Consider the following 16,703-nt stretch of genomic DNA (forward strand, 5'->3'; position numbering starts at 1 on the left):
TCCGAGGCTACCAAGAGATGAGGGAGAACGTTCGGTCTTGACAGGGGCCGCGGAGTCCTCTTGAGTGAAAAAGAGACCGAACGTTCTCCCTCTCTCCGTTCGTTGAGAGCAGTCCCGCCCCGCGCCACTTCCCTGTCACTGAAAGGCACCCGATGAACTCCCGCCTCGACACCACCACCGCCACCATCCCCGCCGCTCCCGCCACCGACGTCTCCTCAACACTGCGGAAGCTGTACTTCCTGCGCTTCGGGTTCGCCGCCGTCTGGGCCGCCCTGCTGTTCGCGACCGCCGACGCCCTGGGCCCGCTGAGCGTGCCGCTGCTGGTGCTCTATCCGCTGTTCGACGTGGCGTGCGCCGTCGTCGACGTCCGGTCCGCCCGCGCGAACGACGGTCCGGTCCGCGGCCTGTACCTCAACATCGCGCTCAGCACCCTCACCGGCATCGGCCTCGCCGTCGCCGCCACGTCCGGCATCCCCGCGGTCCTGCGCGTCTGGGGCGCCTGGGCCGTCACGGCGGGGCTCGTCCAGCTCGCCGTCGGCGCCGCCCGCCGCCGGCTGGGCGGCCAGTGGCCGATGATCGCCAGCGGCGCCATCTCCACCCTCGCCGGCGCGTCCTTCTTCGCACAGGCGGGCAAGGACGGCGCCGCCCTGGGCAGCCTCGCCGGTTACGCCTTCCTCGGCGGCGTCTTCTTCCTCGCCTCCGCCCTCCGCCTGAGGCGCGCGGACGGCGGCGCCTGACCCCGGCCCAGCTGCCCGAACCGGAGAACGGCCCGACGGGCTCCGACACCACCGGACCGGCCGGGAGCCGACCGCGAACCGGCCGAAGCACCGAGGCGGAGAAATCCGTGGCGCCGGCCGGCCCCGCGGCAACACTGCGCAAGTGAGCGCGACCTCCACCCCTGCCCCTGCTGCGGGCACCGCATACTCGACGCCCTGCCCGGCTCGCACGGGATCTGCCCCGTCTGCTTCTGGGAGGACGACGGGATCCAGTTCCGCCGGCCGACGGTACGTCCGCCCTCCGTCCGCCGAGGACCGCGCCCCCTGGCTCACAGACAGCTCGGTGCTCTGCTGGTGGCTCCCCACCTTTTGGCACCGGGACCGCTCATGACCACCCGCGTCGCGAGACCGTCCAGCGGCTCGATGACCCGACCGTGCCGCCCGTACCCACAGAGGTGACCGATGCCGTCCCAGCACCCCGAACAAACCGACTGCGGCCATGTGGTCGGGAGCTACGTGACCAGGACGTACGGAGGCCTCCCGCGCTACCTCGTACCGAACGGCGGGCGGATCCTGAGCCCCCGCTGGTGGCACACCACACGCTCCACCCGACACCTGATCGATGACGCCGCCGCGATCACCGACGAGGAACTGGAAGCCCTCCTCAGGTACGAAATGGCGTTCACGCCTCACCGCCGCATGGCTGATCGGCGTAGGCCGACGCGAAGCGTTCCGCGAACGCGTCGGTGGGCGACGTAGGCGACGTCTCAACGGCCACCCCCAGGCCATACCGCGCTATGGTGGTGATATGGCTACCAAGAAGGTGACTATCACTCTCGACGAAGCACTGGTCGAAGCCTTGGCCGGAGCCGCCGAGGAAGAAGGCATCCCGCTCTCCCGCCTCGTCGCCGGGGCAGCCGAACGCGAGCTGCGCTTGCGGGCCGGCCGGGCCGTCATCCAGGAATGGCAGGCAGAACACGGCGCCTTCACCCCGGAAGAGCTCGCTGCCGCCCGCTCGGACCTGGCCGCCGCCGACGCCGAGTACCTCAGCAGCTCGGGAGCCTCGGCCGCGTGAACATCCCCTACCTGTACGACGCCGGGGCACTCATCGCCATCGACAACGACGACCGACGCATGTGGGCCCGCCACAGCCTGGCCCTCGACGACGGACGGGACATCCACATCCCGTCCGTCGTCGTCAGTCAGGCTTGGCGGGACTCCCGCCGCCAGGTCAGACTCGGCAAGTTCCTCGCCGGGTGCAACGTCGTACCCGTCGGCCTCGAAACCGCCAAAGCCGCAGGCATCCTCTGCGGCAAGGCCGGCACCACCGACATCGTCGATGCCACCGTCGTGACGATGGCGGCCGGCCTCGGTGCCATCATCTGGACGTCGGACCCGAACGACATCCGCACTCTCATCGACGCCCAGGACACCAAACCCGCCCCTGTCGTCCGCACCGTCTGAGCACTGATCGTCTGCGACGACCAGCTCGTACAGGCTCTGAGACCGGACTGCCCGAACTGGCGGACGACGCTGCGGGAAGGGGCCGAACTCCCGAGAGGGCGCGACCCCGTTCCACACACTTCATTGCCGTACTGCGTTTTCCCGATCACACGTTGAAGCGGAATGTTTGGGGACTGATCCTGACCTGCGGCGGAGCCCCGAGCAGGGCGCTGACCTGGGATTCCTCGTTGACGTGCGTTGGCTCCCGACGGCCGTTTACGGGTGTCCTGCGGACTGGCTGCGGACTGGCCGGGGCCTGAGGCAGAGAAATCCATGGCACACCGGCGGGACCGGTAAGGAGACTGCCCAGGTGAACGACCGCTGCCCCTGTCCCTGCTGCGGGCACCGCGTGCTGGACGCGATGCCCGGCTCGTACGAGATCTGCCCCGTCTGCTTCTGGGAGGACGACGGGGTCCAGTTCCGCCAGCCGACCATGGGCGGCGGCGCGAACCAGGTCTCCCTGATCAAGGCCCAGCGGAATCACCAGGACTTCGGCGCCTGCGACCAGTTTATCCATTTCACACGGAGTAGCGCCGACGCTGCCACGCACGCTCTCTGGACTGGCCCAAATACTCAGAGGTAGCCGGCTGCTCCGAGAAGAGATTCCACAAAATCGGAACGCTTGGCAATCTTGTCCTGCGTGTCGCCAGTACGGCTGGCGTGCTCCTCAAAGTGACCACGAAGGAACTGCAGCTGCGTCAAAAGAAGCTCCGGGGTACTGTGCCGATCATCAGTGGCAAGTTGCTTGAGTTGCTTCGGGCTACGGACCCGTCGACCCAGCAGTTCAGCCACAGCCAGCATGGCCAAGTGAAAGCGCAGGTTGGTTCGCTCGGCCGCAGGAGCACCGGCGGCCTCAGACGAGAGGAAGGAATCTACCTCGCTCTGAGTCCGCGCAAGCCATAGGTAGACGTTGAGGGGAATGTCGGCGGAGAAGATTCGCTTATAATCGGTATCATCCTTGAGCAGACTGGATGGCCGAGAGCGAGAGTTATGTGGCTGACTGAGCCCCATCGCCATAACAGCCTGAGCCAGCAGCGGGATACTTACCACTCGACCTGCAGGTCGACCCTGATTTCGGTAGTAATTCTTACGGCGATCGTAGAACCAGTCATTTTCCAGGAAATATTTCTCGATCTGGCGCTGAATTTCATCCGTGGCATGCAATGAAGCGACCGGAACGCTGGTCTGACGGTTCGTGGCTCGAATTACCTTGTCGCGGACGCTGGCATCCCCCGTCACCAGCACCCGGACCTGGAGCAAGCGTTCGAGCGCAGGGTGTTCTGCGTCACTAACAGCCAGCTCTTCTAGCGTTCGGTGCAAGGTGTGAGAGGTCTGCAAGCCATTGACAATTTGCACGTCATCGAGAGAGTGCTCCTTACCCACGGTGGAAACCCGGGAACACACGATGGTGACACCGTTATTAAGCCACCAGAACTGAGGAGCATTATCATCTACTAACGAGGCTCGAATCTCGCGATTTACTTCGACTTCGCCTTGATAGTCACGCACATTCCAGTCAAAGATATGGCGCCGCAGAGAACCATCCTCATCACGCAAGAATGCCAGGTAGTCTCGAATCTTGACTAGCACGATATGGCTAGTACCATGCGTGATACTTTCCTGGAAGGGGAGTGTCAAAGTGTAGGAGGGTGCAGAGTTGGCGCGCTTCCAGAGTTCTGCCGCCCCCAGAAGCTCCACTTTCCCCACTGCCCCGGACATAACCCTGGAGAATTGCGACTCCAAGTCGCGCACCTTGATTAGGACTTTAGCATTAACCGTCTCAGTGTCACCGCGCGTTACATACGAGAACCGGATTTCAATTTTCGGATGCCTCGTGGCCAGCGCCCGCAATGCGGTACGGAACCGCCCAACCCGCTCAACAACAGAATCATTATAGAGCTGACGCAAGTCCTCTTCAGACGCGGACAAGTCGAGAAGGCGACGAGCAGACGAGGAAACCAGATCGAGGGCAGTTTCCGTAAATGACGGAGTAGTCTTGGCCTGAACCATCCAAAGTGTCAGCCGCGTGCCTCGCTCAACAGTCGTCGCCTTGAAATCTTCCCCGAGGACTTCGCTATCTTCCATCAGCAGTTGTTCACCCAGGAAGACATAGACCCCGTCGATAGCCCCGTCGTCACCGCCTCCGAGAACTCCTGCCTCGATTTCCTCCAGCGACAGTTCTCCGAGAGTCACCGCCTGTTCGCAAGCAAAAACTTCGAACGCTTTGTCATCGGCGAGCGGAGTTACTCGCTCCTGCTGTCGCTGCTTGAGGAGCTGATCGATGAGAACCAGGTCATTGCTAGTCATTAGCTCCGCCGTCCTTGAATTCTGTTTTAGGGGATAGCATTTCGGCGCGTCTGCTTGTTTTCGGCCTATCGATTGAGGTCAACCCTCATTCTTTCTGCTCGCTACACCTGCAGCCAGCCATCAAGTGAAACTTGGGCGCCTCCATCCAGGTAGTGGCTGAGAGCACTTGCCGTGGTGTCTACGAAGGCGTCGGGGATGGCGTTGGCGTCGACCCAGCGGACCTGGGAGTGCTTGCGGGGTTCGCGGTTCTCGGGTTCGCCAGTCCATTCGTGGGCGGCGAAGACGACCGTGAGGAAGCCGTTGGGGGCTTCGACGCCCCAGGCTCCGTGGATGATGTGGGCGACCTTGAGAGACTCGGGCTTCACCGTGAGGCCCGTCTCCTCGTAGAGCTCGCGCACCGCAGTTTCGGTGATGGGTTCGCCCGGCTCGCTCTTGCCGACGGGGAGGTCCCACATGCCCTGGGCGAACTTGGCGTTCTCGCTGCGTTGGAGGAGGACGACGCGGTTGGTGGCCTTGTCGTGGACGATGACGGCGGCGACCAGCAGGGTCATCGATTCGAGCGCCGGCTTGAGGGCCTTCGGCTGGTCGTTGGTCTGCTGGGCCACGGTGTTCCCTTCGTCGGGCGGGTTGTTGGGCATGTTAGGCGAGGGCCTCGCGGGCGCGGCGGGCGAGATCGGCGGCACCGGGAACGCGGCGGCGCTGGTAGACCGCGAGCGTGGAGCGGATTGAGGTGATTGCCTTACGGGTCCGGTCGGAGGTCATGCCCTCCATGAGGACCAGGGCCTGGGTCCAGGCGGCGACGGCCTCGTCTGCGCGGGCCTGAGCGGCGAGGCTGTCGCCGAGGTCGGCGTGGGTGAGGGCGTGGACGCGCTTGTACCTCTCGGGGTCCCAGCGGGTGAGGGCGTCGCGGTGCTGCTGTTCGGTGCCGATGTGGTCCGCGAGGTCGGTCAGGGTGCGGGCGGTGTGGCTGGCCACGGTGCCGACGGCCGGGCCGCTCACGCGGGAGTAGCTGGGCTGAGGGCCGTCGTCACGGAGGAGGGCGTCCTCGGCGGCGAGCAGGGCGCGTGCGGCCGACGAATTCTCGTCGGTGGCGGCGTAGGCGCGGGCGTGAGTGATGTGGAGGAGGGCCTCGGTCTGGCCGTCGACGTGGCCGAGACCGCGTCGCAGGGCGCCTTTAACGAGGTCGACGCAGTGGTGGGGCTGTTTGAGGCTCAGGGCCTGGTGGGCGAGGGCGCGCATCATCCAGGCTGCGTGGCCGTGGGGGTCGGCTTCGCAGGCGAGCTTGTAGCCGACCTGGTAGTAGCGCTGGGCGGCGCCTTCCTGGCCGAGGTCGTGGTGCTTCCATCCGGCGAGGTAGGCGAGTTCGGCGACGGCGCCGAAGGCGGCCCGGCGTAAGGCTTCGTTGGGGAAGCGTCCGCGCAGCATGGGGGCGGCGGTGTCGGCAAGGTACGCGGTGACGGTGGTCAGGCCGTGCCCGCCGCCGAGGCGCTCGTCGGCCGCACTGAAGGCCGCGGTGATCTGACGTACGACGTCCACGTCCTCCGCCCCGACCTGGGACGTGCCGGTGCGGGCGCGGAGCATGCGGGCAGTGGCTTCGTGGTCGTAGCCGAGTGGCATGGCGACGCCGGCGGTGGTGAAGGCCGCGATGGCAAGGAAGCGGCGGCGCTCGACGTCAGCCCGGCCCAGGTCGGTAGCCGCGAGGACGGGGTCGGATTCCGCCGGCGCTTCGTCATCGCTGGCCTGGAAGCCGATCTCGGTCTGGGTGATCGTGCGCCCCGCTCGACGGGACAGCGCTTCGGCGAGGTACTGGCCTACTCGGCCTGACGGGGCACGGGTGCCGTTCACCCAGTGGGAGATGGCCGACTTGTTGGTCTGGAAAATCTCGCCGTTCTCGGCGGCGATGCGCCGTACGTCTCTGGCGAGGGCCTCGTAGGTGCAGTCGACCGCCGCGATGACGTCACGCAGACGGGAGTTGGGTTCTCTCGGCGCCGCCACGATCGCCTCCACCGGAGCTGTAAACCGCGTATACCGCTTCAACTGCCTTCCACCGTACCCACTCAGCGTGACCGCCGGTTCACTTATCAGCAGCCGCCCGGAACGGCGCGACCGTGATCCAGGCTCCCCCTTGGTCCGGGCGGCACCCCGAAGTTCCGTACGCCCACACCAGGCTCGGGCATTCCTGTGCCCGAACCCGGCCAATCAGAGACGGAGACACGGTGACCACCATCGACACCACGGCCATCACGGTCGAGCTGCCCGAGGCATTCGACCCGCGATGGAGCCGCCTGCCCGGCATCCAGGTCGACGGCCGGCGCATCACCATCGACCCGGCCGAGTACTTCTTCCGCTTCGAGTCGAACACGTGGCTCGTCGCCGACTGGGAGCTGGTCAAGGCCCAGCTCCTGAACGTGGACGAGACAACCGGGAGCGCGGTCGAGCAGCTCGCGCTCGACTTCATCAAGCAGCACAGCGAGTCGACCTCCGACGCGGCCCGCGTTCTGGCCACCGCGTACGAGGTGTACGCGTACCTCTTCCGCGACGAGCACCTGGCCGGCCTCGGCCTGCCGCAGATCACCGCCGACCACCTGCGGATGCTCCGCGAGGCGGCCACGTTCATGGCGCTCAACAAGGTCGAGCTGGACGGTCACATCTCCAACGTCGGCCCGTGCTGGTTCTTCCCCGCCGCCACCTCCGTCGTCTTCGACCTGGACGACGAGATGGGCGGGATGCTCGATGAGGTCTACCACGGCGGCTGGTTCAACGAGCACCGCCGGATCGAGTCCGTCAAGGCCCACGCCGCGCTCGGTGGCCGGCTCGTGCACGGCTGCCAGTCCGTGCCGGACCAGTCCGGCGGTGTGGTCGCGCCCTACGGTGCCTCGATGGCGAACTTCCGTGACGACCTCGCCGCGTTCAAGGCGGGCTGGATCGAGCAGGTCTACACCCACCGCGTGAACCCCGCCGCGTAACCCACCCGATCAGGCTCCGGGGCGGGCCGGCATCCCTCGCCCACCCCGGACGCCACCACCCCTCCCAGGAGCCTCCAGGTGACCACGAACCCCAGCGCCGAACTCCTCGACAACCTGCTCACCGCGACCGGCCAGACCACCGCCGTACGGGAGGAGGTACGTGTGTGGTCCATGTCCGGCGTCGAGTGCGTGACCTTCCCCGACGGCACCACGGCCATCTTCAAGTACGCCAAGAAGCCGTTCGACAGCGAGGCCCAGGCCCTCCGCCTGGCCCACGCCCTCGGCGTACCCGTCCCCCAGGTCCACGCCTCCGCCGTCCTGGACGGCTGGCTCGGCATGCTCATGGAGAACCTCGGACCGTCCGCCCGCGAGGCCGACGACCTCGACGGCGTCGCCGCGGCCGTGATCCTGCACGGAACCCGTACGGCTCCGCCCTTGCCCGTCCTCGACCAGCAGCGGCTGCGGACGCTGCCGGCCCGGGCGCTGGAACACCTCGAACGGCTGCGCAAGGCCGACCGGTGGCCGGACGCCGACGACGTCGCGGACGCGCTCGACCAGATCGCCCAGGCCGCCGAGGCCCGCTCGGCCGGAGCGACGCTGGAACCGTTCGGCTGGGTCCACTCCGAGTTCCACCCCACCAGCCTCCACATCGGCGAGCGCGGCTGGCGGCTGCTCGACTTCGCCCGCGCCTTCACCGGCCCCGGCCTGCTCGACCTCGCCAGCTGGCACGGCACCATCGAGCCCCCGCACCCCGTACGCCTGCGCATCTTCCTGGAGCAGTACGTCACCGCCGGCGGCACCCCCGACGCCCTCGCCCCGCGCGGCGGGCTCACCGCCGAGAACTGGGCCCTGGGCTGGCACCGCATGTGGGCCGTCGAGTGGTTCATGGAGCAGGCCGTCCGCTGGATCGACGACCCGGCCACCGACCCCGCCTACATCAAGGCCGTCCGCCGCCACCTCACTGACGTCCTCCACCTCCTGGAGATCTGACCTTGCTCGCCCAGGCATCCCCATGGCATGCCCACGCCGCCCAGCGCACCGCCGCCGGACTCGCCGAACCCCTCTCCGTACCCGCCCGGATGGAATGGACCACGAGACCCGGCCAAGGGCCCGGCGCCGAGATCCTCGGGCCTGACCTGCGCGGCAAGCGACTCCTGGAACTCGGCTGCGGCCCTGGTCACAACGCCGCCCACCTCGCCACCCGCCACGGCGCTCACGTCACCGGCGTCGACCTGGTCGGCCTCCAGGTCCGCCGCGCCCGCTCCCACTACGGACGGCTGAACAACCTCACCTTCGTCGCCGGCCACGCCCTGCACTACCTGCACGCCTCCGACGAGCAGTTCGACGCGATCTACTCCGTCTTCGGCGCCGTCGGCCTCGTCGCCCCCGAGCTCCTGCTCCCGGCTGTCGCCCAGCGCCTCACGCCCGGACGAGTGCTCGCCTTCTCCGTCCCCCACCCGCAACGTGGCGGCCGAAGCCCCTCCGGCGACGACCGTCCCCGCCGCGACCACGTCACCCTCCCCGACCGCACCCGCCTCCCCATCGCGCGCTGGGAGTTCTCCACGGACCGGTGGGAGAAGCACCTCAGCCGAGCGGGCTTCTGGCTCACCTCTGCCCAGGAGTTCCACGACCCCCGCATGGGCCACTGGCCGACCACCCTGCTGATCCGCGCCCGCAAGTTCTGACCAGCCGCTCGCCCCGGCTTCCCTTGGAGGAACCGATGCGCTCGCCCTACCTGCTCCTCGACATCGACGGCGTCCTCATACCCTTCCCCAACGCGGACGGCTCGACCCCGGCCACCCACGCCCGCCACGACGTCGTCCCCACCGGTCGGAGCGCTGACAACCCGGTCACCGTCTGGCTCAACCCCGACCACGGCCGCCTGCTCATGGACGTGATCCGTACGGGTCTGGTCACGCCGGTCTGGTGCACCAGCTGGCGGCAGGACGCCGCCACCCTGATCGGACCGCTCCTCGGTCTCCCGCCTCTACCGCACGTCGACCTTCCGCATCCCCAGATCACTACCAGCCATCCCAACGGCTACCTCTGGAAGCGCGACCACGTCGACGCCTGGCTGGCAGACGCACCCGCCGTCTGGATCGACGACGACTTCACCGACCTCGACCACGCCTGGGCGGCGGAGCGCACCGCGAAGGGATCGGCGACCCTCCTCGTTCAGCCCGACCCACACCTCGGGCTGCAGCCCGAGCACCTGGCCGAGCTCACGACATGGGTCTCGCGGTTACCCACAGCCCGCGCCGCCTGACCACTGGTGCCCTCACTGCCACGAGCAGCGAGGGCACCAAGGTGTGCTGTGGGCCCTGCCTGCATGGGCGCCGTTCAGTTTCTGAATGGGATGGCAGCGAACCTGGTCTCGCGGCTGCGTGCGCTCAGCGTGTTTCGGGCGTCGCTTTCATGGCTCAGGCGAGGGCTGAGCGGCCAGGGGGAAGCCCAGCTGGTCGAGTAGCGTGCTGAAGAGGTCTTCTGCGAAGGTCTCGTGTGAGCGAAGCAGCTCTTCGATTCTGGCCGTCTGTGGCGTGACCGGGATACCGGCGGTTGCGGCCCAGGCGACGGCGCCCGCGGCGTCGGTGGGGATATCCGCTTCGAGCTCGGCGCGCTTATGTCTAACGGCGTCGTGGAACTCCGGCGTGTCCAGCCAAAGGAGTTGATCATCGAGGTCTTCGGGCTCCTTGACCAGGAGCCTGGCGGCGATGTCCACGTTGAGCCATGTCTGCCAGCGCTGTCCGGTGCTGTCCAGCCCGGTCACGAGGGCGAGGGAACTGTCGGAGACGTCAGCGACGCAGGCCGGTGCCCCGCTCCACTCAGTCAGGGCGGGCAGGTTCGCGTCGTCCCATGTCCCGTAATCGAACTGGAGCGTCTGCCAGCCATCCGGCCGTGACTCCCATGTGTGCACGGTGGCCTTGACTTCTTCGTCGAGTCTGTCGAACACGGGAGCGTCCAGCAGAGGGCAGTTACTGCGAGCAAAGACGAGGTGGCCCGAGAACCCCACGGCAGTTCCTCCTTCGAGATGTTGGGCGCACCCTATGGGCTGCCGCTGACAACGCCGGCATGGTCAGCATCTGCGCGCGGTCCGTCCAGCTCATCTGCTGCGACGGCGATATCGATGAGGGATGCGGCGATGGCAAAGAGCGCGAGGCAGTGACGCCCAGGGAGGGGAGGCTTTGGTAGCCGGAGGCGGTGCTGCCAAGCTCAAACCAATCGCTACTCTGCTCGCATGATCGCGAACGGAGATCGCCAGTTCCCCGCCGCGCTCGCCGCTGCCATGACGGTCCGGCTCGAGTGCATTGGCGAGGATGGTGTCGACTTCGAACCCTACGAGTCCTTCCTGACTGCCGATGAGACCACCGAGTGGTTCCGCGCGTGGACAGGCAACGGCGAGCTGAACGGCGACGGCTTCCGCGTATTCGGCCAGGACGGCACCGGCGGGAACGCAGCGTTCTGGCTGGTTCGTCCAGGTCGGGAACTGATAGAGCAGCCCGTTGTCTTTCTGGGCTCCGAAGGGGAGACCGGCGTCGTCGCTCGCGACCTGGGTGCCTTCCTGTGGCTGCTGGCTGACGGCTTCGGCCCGTGGGAAGCAGCCACCTCGTATGAGCCCGAGCCCGATTGGGCTCCGCAGGTCAATCGCGACCTGATGGACATCGCGGAGCAATTCGCTCCGGACCGTCGAGCGTCGGCAGCGGCGATCATCGCGCAGGCCACACGAGAGTTTCCCGACTTCGACGGCACCCTCATGAAGCTTTGCCGTTGAACCCGGCCCGATGCCCCCGCTAGGACGTGTGGCGAGGGTATCTGACCGGCGTCAGCGGGGTCGACTGCGCTCTTCGGGCCTCGTAGCCACTGGTGTGGTCAGAGGGTATGGCGTGGCGGACCTGGCCGATGTGCCGCTGATGGTGCTTCGGCTGCGAGCCGCTTGCGTCCGCCGGTTCGGCTGAGCGGTGATGCGCCAGTTGAGGACCTCGGCGGGGCGTTCCGCGCTGTCGAGTTCCCGCTGGGTGCCCACCTCGGCCAGGAGGCGTCGGGGGTTGTGGCCGGCGGTTTCGGCTTGGGCGAGGGTGGTGGTCAGGGCGGTCCAAGTGGGGTCGGCGAGGATCCGGTCGGCGTGGTCGGGGAGGGCAGCACGAACGTCCTGCTCGTAGCGGCGGGCGGTTGCGGCTCGCGGTGCGCGGTGGGCCAAGTCCGCCAGGACGAGTGGGGCTGCCTGTTGGTAGCCCGCCTGTAGGTGGCGGAGGGCTTCTTCGGCTGCTGCCGCCTGTTGTTCGTGGCCGCGCTGTTCGTGCCACTTGGCGGCGGCGCGGGCCAGGTGCACGGTGGCGAAGAGCAGGGCGAGGGCGAGCCCGCCCGGCTCGTTGGAGGCGTAGGCGAGTTCCTTGGCGGCCTTGCGCAGGGCGGTGGCGGCCTGGTGGTCGGCGCGGGTGGCGGAGCGGCGGGCGCGGTTGAACGCCATCGCCGCCGCCCGCAGTTCCGCCCGGTAGGGAGCGGTCGTGGCGTCGGCGATGTTGTACAGGGCGTCGCCGAAGGCGGCCAGGTGGCCCTGGGCGGCGGCATCGTCACCGGAGTCGAGGACGGTGCGTGCCGTGTCTATGGCGGTGGTGGTGTGTCGCCATGGCTCGGCGGGGTCCGCCACGTACCGGGGTTGGTCGGTCACCTTCTGGTCGGGGAGGCGTTCGCGTAGGCGGTTGATGGAGAGGTCGGGTGCGAGTTTGGAGCCGCCGTACCAGACGGGTTCGCCGGCCGCGTTGGTGTCGCCGGGTGCGGCGAGGCTGTAGCCGATGACGTCGCCGGTCTCGGGGCCGAGGCGTGTTTTGACCTTGATGCCGAGGGACTGCAGCACGGTGAAGTAGTCGGCTTCGGTTCGTACGGCGGCGGCGACCGCGTACGCCTGCTCGCGCAGCCAGTGGCGTGCCGTGACCGTCTGGCCCTGGCGCTCGGCCTTGGCGCGTTCGGCTCCGGTGGGGGTTCGGGGTGCGGTGAGGTCGCCGGACTTCAGGCGGCGCAGGCCGAACTCGGCTTCGATCTTGCGGCATTCGGCTTGGGCCCGCTGTCCGTCGTGGTGGGTGCGGGGGCGGCGTCCGTCGGCGCGGACGGTGGTGGCCATGAGGTGGATGTGGTCGTCGGCGTGGCGCACCGCGATCCATCGGCATGCGTTCTCGTCGCCTTCAGGGGCGATGCCGGTGGCGTGGACGATCCGGCGGGCGACCTCGGCCCACTCGGCATCGGTGAGGTAGCGGTCGCCGGGCGCGGTACGGACCGGGCAGTGCCAGACATGCTGGGGTGGTTTCTTGCCGCCCAGTTCGCGGGTGCGCAGGTCGACGTGGTGGTCGAGGCGCTTGGCGAGCTGGGTGTAGGTGGCTGCCGGGTCGCGGCCGGGGTCGGGGGCGCCGGCGTCAACACGGTCAACGCCGTCTTCCGGGCGGCCGTCCGTGACCGCATGATCCCTCACAACCCTTGCGCCGAGGCGAAACTGCCCTCGGTGCCCCGGAAGAAGATCGTGCCGCTGGCCGTCGAGCAGGTGCGGACACTGTCCGAGGAGATACCCGCCCGATACAAGGGCCTCGTGCTGCTCGGCGCGGCCACCGGACTCCGCCCCGGCGAACTCTTCGGCCTCCAGGTCCGTCACCTCGACCTGCTGCACGCAACCGTCTCGGTCGAGCAGCAGATCCAGCAGACCGCCAAGCACGGCGTGTACGTCTGCCCGCCCAAGACCGCTCGCTCGCACCGCACGGTCCCGCTCCCCCGCATGGCGGTGGATGCGATGAAGGCCCACCTGCGGGACTTCCCCGCCGATGGGCCCGAGGGCTGGATCTTCACGGCGCCGCAGGGCGGACCCGTGGTCTACACGCACTTCATGGACGGGTCCTGGCGGCCCGCCTGTGCGAAGGCCGGCATACCGAAGGGCACCGGACCCCATGCCCTCCGGCATCACTATGCCAGCCTGCTGATCAAGCACGGCGAGTCCGTGAAGACGGTCTCCGAGCGTCTCGGCCACACCAACGCGGCCATGACGCTGAACATCTACACCCACCTGTGGCCCGACTCCGAGGAGCGGACCCGGGCCGCCGTCGACAAGGCGTACGCGGACCAGTCCGCCGATGCCCGGCCACAGGTCGACGAAGCGGCGTAGCCGCTCCCCCACGCGCTGACAAAAGTCAGCCCCCTGCGGACTCTGTGCGGACCATGAAGGCCGCCCAACCCGCTCCGTCGCAGGTCAGACGGCCTTTCGCCAGACGCTTTAGACGTTGAAGCGGAACTCCACCACATCCCCGTCCCGCATCACATAGTCCTTCCCCTCCATGCGCGCCTTCCCCTTCGCCCGCGCCTCCGCGACCGACCCCGTCTCCACCAGGTCGTCGAAGGAGATGACCTCCGCCTTGATGAAGCCCTTCTGGAAGTCGGTGTGGATGACGCCGGCGGCCTCGGGGGCGGTGGCGCCCTTCTTGATGGTCCAGGCGCGGGATTCCTTGGGGCCGGCCGTCAGGTAGGTCTGGAGGCCGAGGGTGTCGAAGCCGACGTGGGCGAGGGTGGCGAGGCCGGGTTCCTCCTGGCCTACGGACTGCAGGAGTTCCAGGGCCTCGTCCTCGTCCAGCTCGGCGAGGTCCGCCTCCAGCTTGGCGTTGAGGAAGATCGCCTCGGCGGGGGCGACCAGGGCGCGCTGCTCGTTCTTGAAGTCCTCGTCGGTCAGCTCGTCCTCGTCGACGTTGAAGACGTAGAGGAAGGGCTTGGTGGTGAGGAGGTGCAGGTCGTGGAGGAGCTCGGCGCGCTCGGTGTTCTGGACGATGCCGTGGGCGAAGAGGGTGTCGCCCTTCTCCAGGATCTCCTTGGCCTCCTCGACGGCCTTGACCTTGGGAGCGATGTCCTTCTTGATGCGCGACTCCTTCTGGAGGCGCGGCAGGACCTTCTCGATGGTCTGGAGGTCGGCGAGGATCAGCTCGGTGTTGATCGTCTCGATGTCGTCCTTGGGCGAGACCTTGCCGTCGACGTGGACGACGTTCTCGTCCTTGAAGGCGCGGATGACCTGGCAGATCGCGTCGGACTCGCGGATGTTCGCGAGGAACTTGTTGCCCAGGCCCTCGCCCTCGCTCGCGCCCCGCACGATGCCCGCGATGTCGACGAAGTCGACGGTGGCCGGCAGGACCTTCTCCGAGGAGAAGATCTCGGCCAGCTTGGTCAGGCGGGGGTCGGGGACGCCGACCACGCCGACGTTGGGCTCGATCGTGGCGAACGGGTAGTTGGCCGCCAGCACGTCGTTCTTGGTCAGGGCGTTGAACAGGGTCGACTTGCCGACATTCGGCAGACCGACGATTCCGATCGTGAGCGACACGTTGCGACTTCCCGTACGTGAGGAGGATGCGGTGGGAGCGGGGCGGCCCGGGCGGGGCCGATCCACCAGTCTACGGGGTGTGGGGTACGGATCGGGCGGGCAGTCGAACGCGTGGCCAGGCCCGGCTCTCGGCGTGTCCGAGAGCCGATTCCGCACATTAACCGACCTAAGTTGGACCAGTGGAGCAACACAGGACGCGACCTGCGCACAACGGACCGCGCGGCGGCCGGCCGCCGCTGCCCCCGCAGGGGCGGGGAGAGCAGGGCCTGCCGACGGCGCGCGGCACCGCCGGCAGGCCGGTGGACAGCCGCGGCGGGCCGGTGGACAGCCGCGGCGCGGGGGACAACCGCGGCACGGGGGACGTACGGGGCGCGGAGGCCGTACGGGGCGGGCCTGCGCGGGGTCCCGCGCGGGTGCCGGGACCGGGCGCCCGGCGGTTCCCCGGGGCCGCCGCGCGCGGGCCCGCGCCGGTACGGCCGCCCTGGCCGGCCGCGCTCCGGGCCGCCCGTCTGCTGCCCGACCCCAGGCTGACGGGGCTGGGCGGCGGTCTGTTCTGCGCGGCGGTGATGCTCGTGCTCGGGTTCTTCGACCTGGTGCTGTTCGGGGCGTCGCGGACGGTGTACGGCGTGCTGTTCCTGCCGGCCTGCGTGCTGACCGCCTGCTGGGTGCGCCAGGTCGATCTGCTGACCGCGCCGATCGTGGTGCCGATCGCCTTCGCCGTGGGGCTGACCACCGTGGCGGACGGCGGTGACGGCTTCACCGGCGCGCTGACCGGGTTCGTGACCGCGCTGGCCACGGAGGCCGGGTGGCTGTACGGCGGGACCCTGATCGCCGGATCGATCGTGATCGTGCGCCGGATCCGGCTGGTGCGGCGGCGGGTCGCCGCCCGGGGCGGCCGGGTACCGACCGCGGGCTGAGTCACCCCGCCGCGCAGCCGCGCCACGCCCCCACCCCGCCGCGCCACGCCCCCACCCCGCCGCGCCACGCCCCCACCCCACCGCGCCACGCCCCCACCCCGCCGCGCCACCCCACCGCGCAGCCGAGCCACCCCGCCGCGCCGTCCGGCCGTCCTCGACGGCCTTCCCGGCAGCGCCCGCGCGGCTCAGCCCGCGGCCGGCCGTCCCTCCGCCGCCCGCATCGCCGCGCCGACGATCCCCGCGTTGTTCTGCAACTCGGCCGGGACGATCTCCGCGCGGATGCCGTCGAGGTACGGCAGGAACTTGTGCGCCTTGCGGCTGACCCCGCCGCCGATGATGAACAGCTCGGGGGAGAACAGCATCTCGACGTGCGCCAGGTACGTCCGCACCCGGTGCCCCCAGTGCTCCCAGGACATGTCGTGGTCCTCCTTGACCTTGCTGGAGGCCCGCTTCTCGGCCTCGTGGCCGTCCAGCTCCAGGTGGCCCAGCTCGGTGTTGGGGACGAGGACGCCGTCGGTGAAGACGGCGCTGCCGATGCCGGTGCCGAAGGTGAGCAGGACGACCGTGCCCGTGCGGCCGCGTCCGGCGCCGAAGTGCATCTCGGCGACGCCCGCCGCGTCCGCGTCGTTGACGACGGTCACCGGCAGGCCGCCCAGGCGGTCGCTGAACAACGCGCGCGCGTCCCGGTCGACCCAGCTCTTGTCGACGTTGGCCGCCGTACGGACGGTGGCGCCCCCGGTGACCACGCCCGGGAAGGTCAGGCCGACCGGGCCGGTCCAGCCGAAGTGCTCGACGACTTCCCGTACCCCGTCGGCCACCCCGTCCGGCGTCGCCGGGTGCGGGGTGAGCACCTTGCAGCGCTCCTGGGCCAGATCGCCCCTGTCGAGGTCCACAGGGGCGCCCTTGATGCCCGAGCCGCCGATGTCCACGCCGAAGATCTGCATGGCACCACGTT

The 16,703-nt window shown here is 68.6% G+C and carries 19 protein-coding genes and 2 pseudogenes; 14 read left to right on the forward strand and 7 right to left on the reverse strand.

Going from position 1 to position 16,703, the window contains the following annotated elements; all coding sequences use genetic code 11:
* The first annotated feature begins 152 nt into the window (after positions 1–152).
* From ACIQR3_RS01345 to ACIQR3_RS01375, 7 genes and pseudogenes are all read left to right on the forward strand, one after another.
* Positions 153–737, forward strand: a complete 585-nt coding sequence (locus ACIQR3_RS01345; protein ID WP_403532634.1) for a hypothetical protein — start codon at positions 153–155, stop codon at positions 735–737.
* 195 nt (positions 738–932) lie between these two features.
* Positions 933–1,175 carry a CPCC family cysteine-rich protein gene (locus tag ACIQR3_RS01350; RefSeq protein ID WP_403533930.1) on the forward strand — a complete coding sequence of 81 codons (243 nt, stop codon included), beginning with the start codon at positions 933–935 and terminating at the stop codon, positions 1,173–1,175.
* A gap of 3 nt (positions 1,176–1,178) precedes the next feature.
* Positions 1,179–1,325, forward strand: a pseudogene (locus ACIQR3_RS01355) (hypothetical protein); the annotation flags it as partial.
* A 13-nt stretch (positions 1,326–1,338) separates the two neighbouring features.
* Positions 1,339–1,431: pseudogene (locus ACIQR3_RS01360) on the forward strand (hypothetical protein); the annotation flags it as partial.
* A 93-nt stretch (positions 1,432–1,524) separates the two neighbouring features.
* Entirely contained in the window at positions 1,525–1,791 is a 267-nt protein-coding gene (locus ACIQR3_RS01365; protein WP_403533933.1) for a hypothetical protein, read from the forward strand.
* Complete coding sequence (locus ACIQR3_RS01370) at positions 1,788–2,180, forward strand: twitching motility protein PilT (RefSeq protein WP_403532636.1); 393 nt, start codon at positions 1,788–1,790, stop codon at positions 2,178–2,180. The genes ACIQR3_RS01365 and ACIQR3_RS01370 overlap by 4 nt, the downstream gene beginning before the upstream one ends.
* A gap of 349 nt (positions 2,181–2,529) precedes the next feature.
* Positions 2,530–2,802, forward strand: coding sequence for a CPCC family cysteine-rich protein (locus ACIQR3_RS01375; RefSeq protein ID WP_403532637.1), 273 nt, complete (start codon positions 2,530–2,532; stop codon positions 2,800–2,802).
* Here ACIQR3_RS01375 and ACIQR3_RS01380 read toward each other — a convergent pair.
* The 3 genes from ACIQR3_RS01380 to ACIQR3_RS01390 form a co-directional block, all read right to left on the reverse strand.
* Entirely contained in the window at positions 2,793–4,526 is a 1,734-nt protein-coding gene (locus ACIQR3_RS01380; RefSeq protein ID WP_403532639.1) for an AIPR family protein, read from the reverse strand. The genes ACIQR3_RS01375 and ACIQR3_RS01380 overlap by 10 nt on opposite strands.
* 101 nt (positions 4,527–4,627) lie before the next feature.
* Positions 4,628–5,164: an NUDIX domain-containing protein gene (locus ACIQR3_RS01385; protein WP_030616583.1), complete on the reverse strand. Its 537-nt coding sequence runs from the start codon at positions 5,162–5,164 to the stop codon at positions 4,628–4,630.
* Position 5,165: 1 nt separating this feature from the next.
* Positions 5,166–6,521: a tetratricopeptide repeat protein gene (locus ACIQR3_RS01390; RefSeq protein WP_403532641.1), complete on the reverse strand. Its 1,356-nt coding sequence runs from the start codon at positions 6,519–6,521 to the stop codon at positions 5,166–5,168.
* A 221-nt stretch (positions 6,522–6,742) separates the two neighbouring features.
* Between ACIQR3_RS01390 and ACIQR3_RS01395 the strand changes: the two genes are divergently transcribed.
* The 4 genes from ACIQR3_RS01395 to ACIQR3_RS01410 all read left to right on the forward strand — a co-directional run bounded on the left by ACIQR3_RS01395 (position 6,743) and on the right by ACIQR3_RS01410 (position 9,758).
* On the forward strand, positions 6,743–7,492 hold the full coding sequence (locus ACIQR3_RS01395) for a hypothetical protein (RefSeq protein WP_403532643.1): 750 nt from the start codon (positions 6,743–6,745) through the stop codon (positions 7,490–7,492).
* Positions 7,493–7,570: 78 nt separating this feature from the next.
* A complete protein-coding gene (locus ACIQR3_RS01400) occupies positions 7,571–8,482 on the forward strand; it encodes an aminoglycoside phosphotransferase family protein (RefSeq protein WP_403532645.1) in 912 nt (303 codons plus the stop codon).
* Positions 8,483–8,484: 2 nt separating this feature from the next.
* Positions 8,485–9,177: a class I SAM-dependent methyltransferase gene (locus tag ACIQR3_RS01405; RefSeq protein WP_403532647.1), complete on the forward strand. Its 693-nt coding sequence runs from the start codon at positions 8,485–8,487 to the stop codon at positions 9,175–9,177.
* A gap of 35 nt (positions 9,178–9,212) precedes the next feature.
* Positions 9,213–9,758 carry an HAD domain-containing protein gene (locus ACIQR3_RS01410; protein WP_403532648.1) on the forward strand — a complete coding sequence of 182 codons (546 nt, stop codon included), beginning with the start codon at positions 9,213–9,215 and terminating at the stop codon, positions 9,756–9,758.
* A 147-nt stretch (positions 9,759–9,905) separates the two neighbouring features.
* On the opposite strand, the gene ACIQR3_RS01415 is transcribed toward ACIQR3_RS01410, so the two are convergent.
* Entirely contained in the window at positions 9,906–10,442 is a 537-nt protein-coding gene (locus tag ACIQR3_RS01415) for a hypothetical protein (protein ID WP_403532650.1), read from the reverse strand.
* 285 nt (positions 10,443–10,727) lie between these two features.
* Here ACIQR3_RS01415 and ACIQR3_RS01420 point away from each other — a divergent pair, with 285 nt between their 5' ends.
* Entirely contained in the window at positions 10,728–11,261 is a 534-nt protein-coding gene (locus ACIQR3_RS01420; protein WP_403532652.1) for an SMI1/KNR4 family protein, read from the forward strand.
* 51 nt (positions 11,262–11,312) lie between these two features.
* On the opposite strand, the gene ACIQR3_RS01425 is transcribed toward ACIQR3_RS01420, so the two are convergent.
* Positions 11,313–12,953, reverse strand: a complete 1,641-nt coding sequence (locus ACIQR3_RS01425) for a relaxase/mobilization nuclease domain-containing protein (RefSeq protein WP_403532654.1) — start codon at positions 12,951–12,953, stop codon at positions 11,313–11,315.
* A 30-nt stretch (positions 12,954–12,983) separates the two neighbouring features.
* Here ACIQR3_RS01425 and ACIQR3_RS01430 point away from each other — a divergent pair, with 30 nt between their 5' ends.
* Positions 12,984–13,634 (forward strand): site-specific integrase, encoded by a 651-nt coding sequence (locus ACIQR3_RS01430; protein ID WP_403532655.1) that lies wholly within the window; start codon positions 12,984–12,986, stop codon positions 13,632–13,634.
* A 108-nt stretch (positions 13,635–13,742) separates the two neighbouring features.
* Here ACIQR3_RS01430 and ychF read toward each other — a convergent pair whose 3' ends face one another.
* Positions 13,743–14,831 (reverse strand): redox-regulated ATPase YchF, encoded by a 1,089-nt coding sequence (gene ychF / locus ACIQR3_RS01435; RefSeq protein ID WP_403532657.1) that lies wholly within the window; start codon positions 14,829–14,831, stop codon positions 13,743–13,745.
* Positions 14,832–15,010: 179 nt separating this feature from the next.
* Between ychF and ACIQR3_RS01440 the strand changes: the two genes are divergently transcribed.
* Positions 15,011–15,748, forward strand: coding sequence for a DUF6542 domain-containing protein (locus ACIQR3_RS01440; protein ID WP_403532659.1), 738 nt, complete (start codon positions 15,011–15,013; stop codon positions 15,746–15,748).
* A gap of 185 nt (positions 15,749–15,933) precedes the next feature.
* On the opposite strand, the gene ppgK is transcribed toward ACIQR3_RS01440, so the two are convergent.
* Positions 15,934–16,692 (reverse strand): polyphosphate--glucose phosphotransferase, encoded by a 759-nt coding sequence (gene ppgK / locus ACIQR3_RS01445; protein ID WP_403532661.1) that lies wholly within the window; start codon positions 16,690–16,692, stop codon positions 15,934–15,936.
* Between the last annotated feature and the right edge of the window lie 11 nt (positions 16,693–16,703).

The organism is Streptomyces sp. NPDC090994 (assembly GCF_044768905.1).
Taxonomy (GTDB): Bacteria; Actinomycetota; Actinomycetes; order Streptomycetales; family Streptomycetaceae; genus Streptomyces.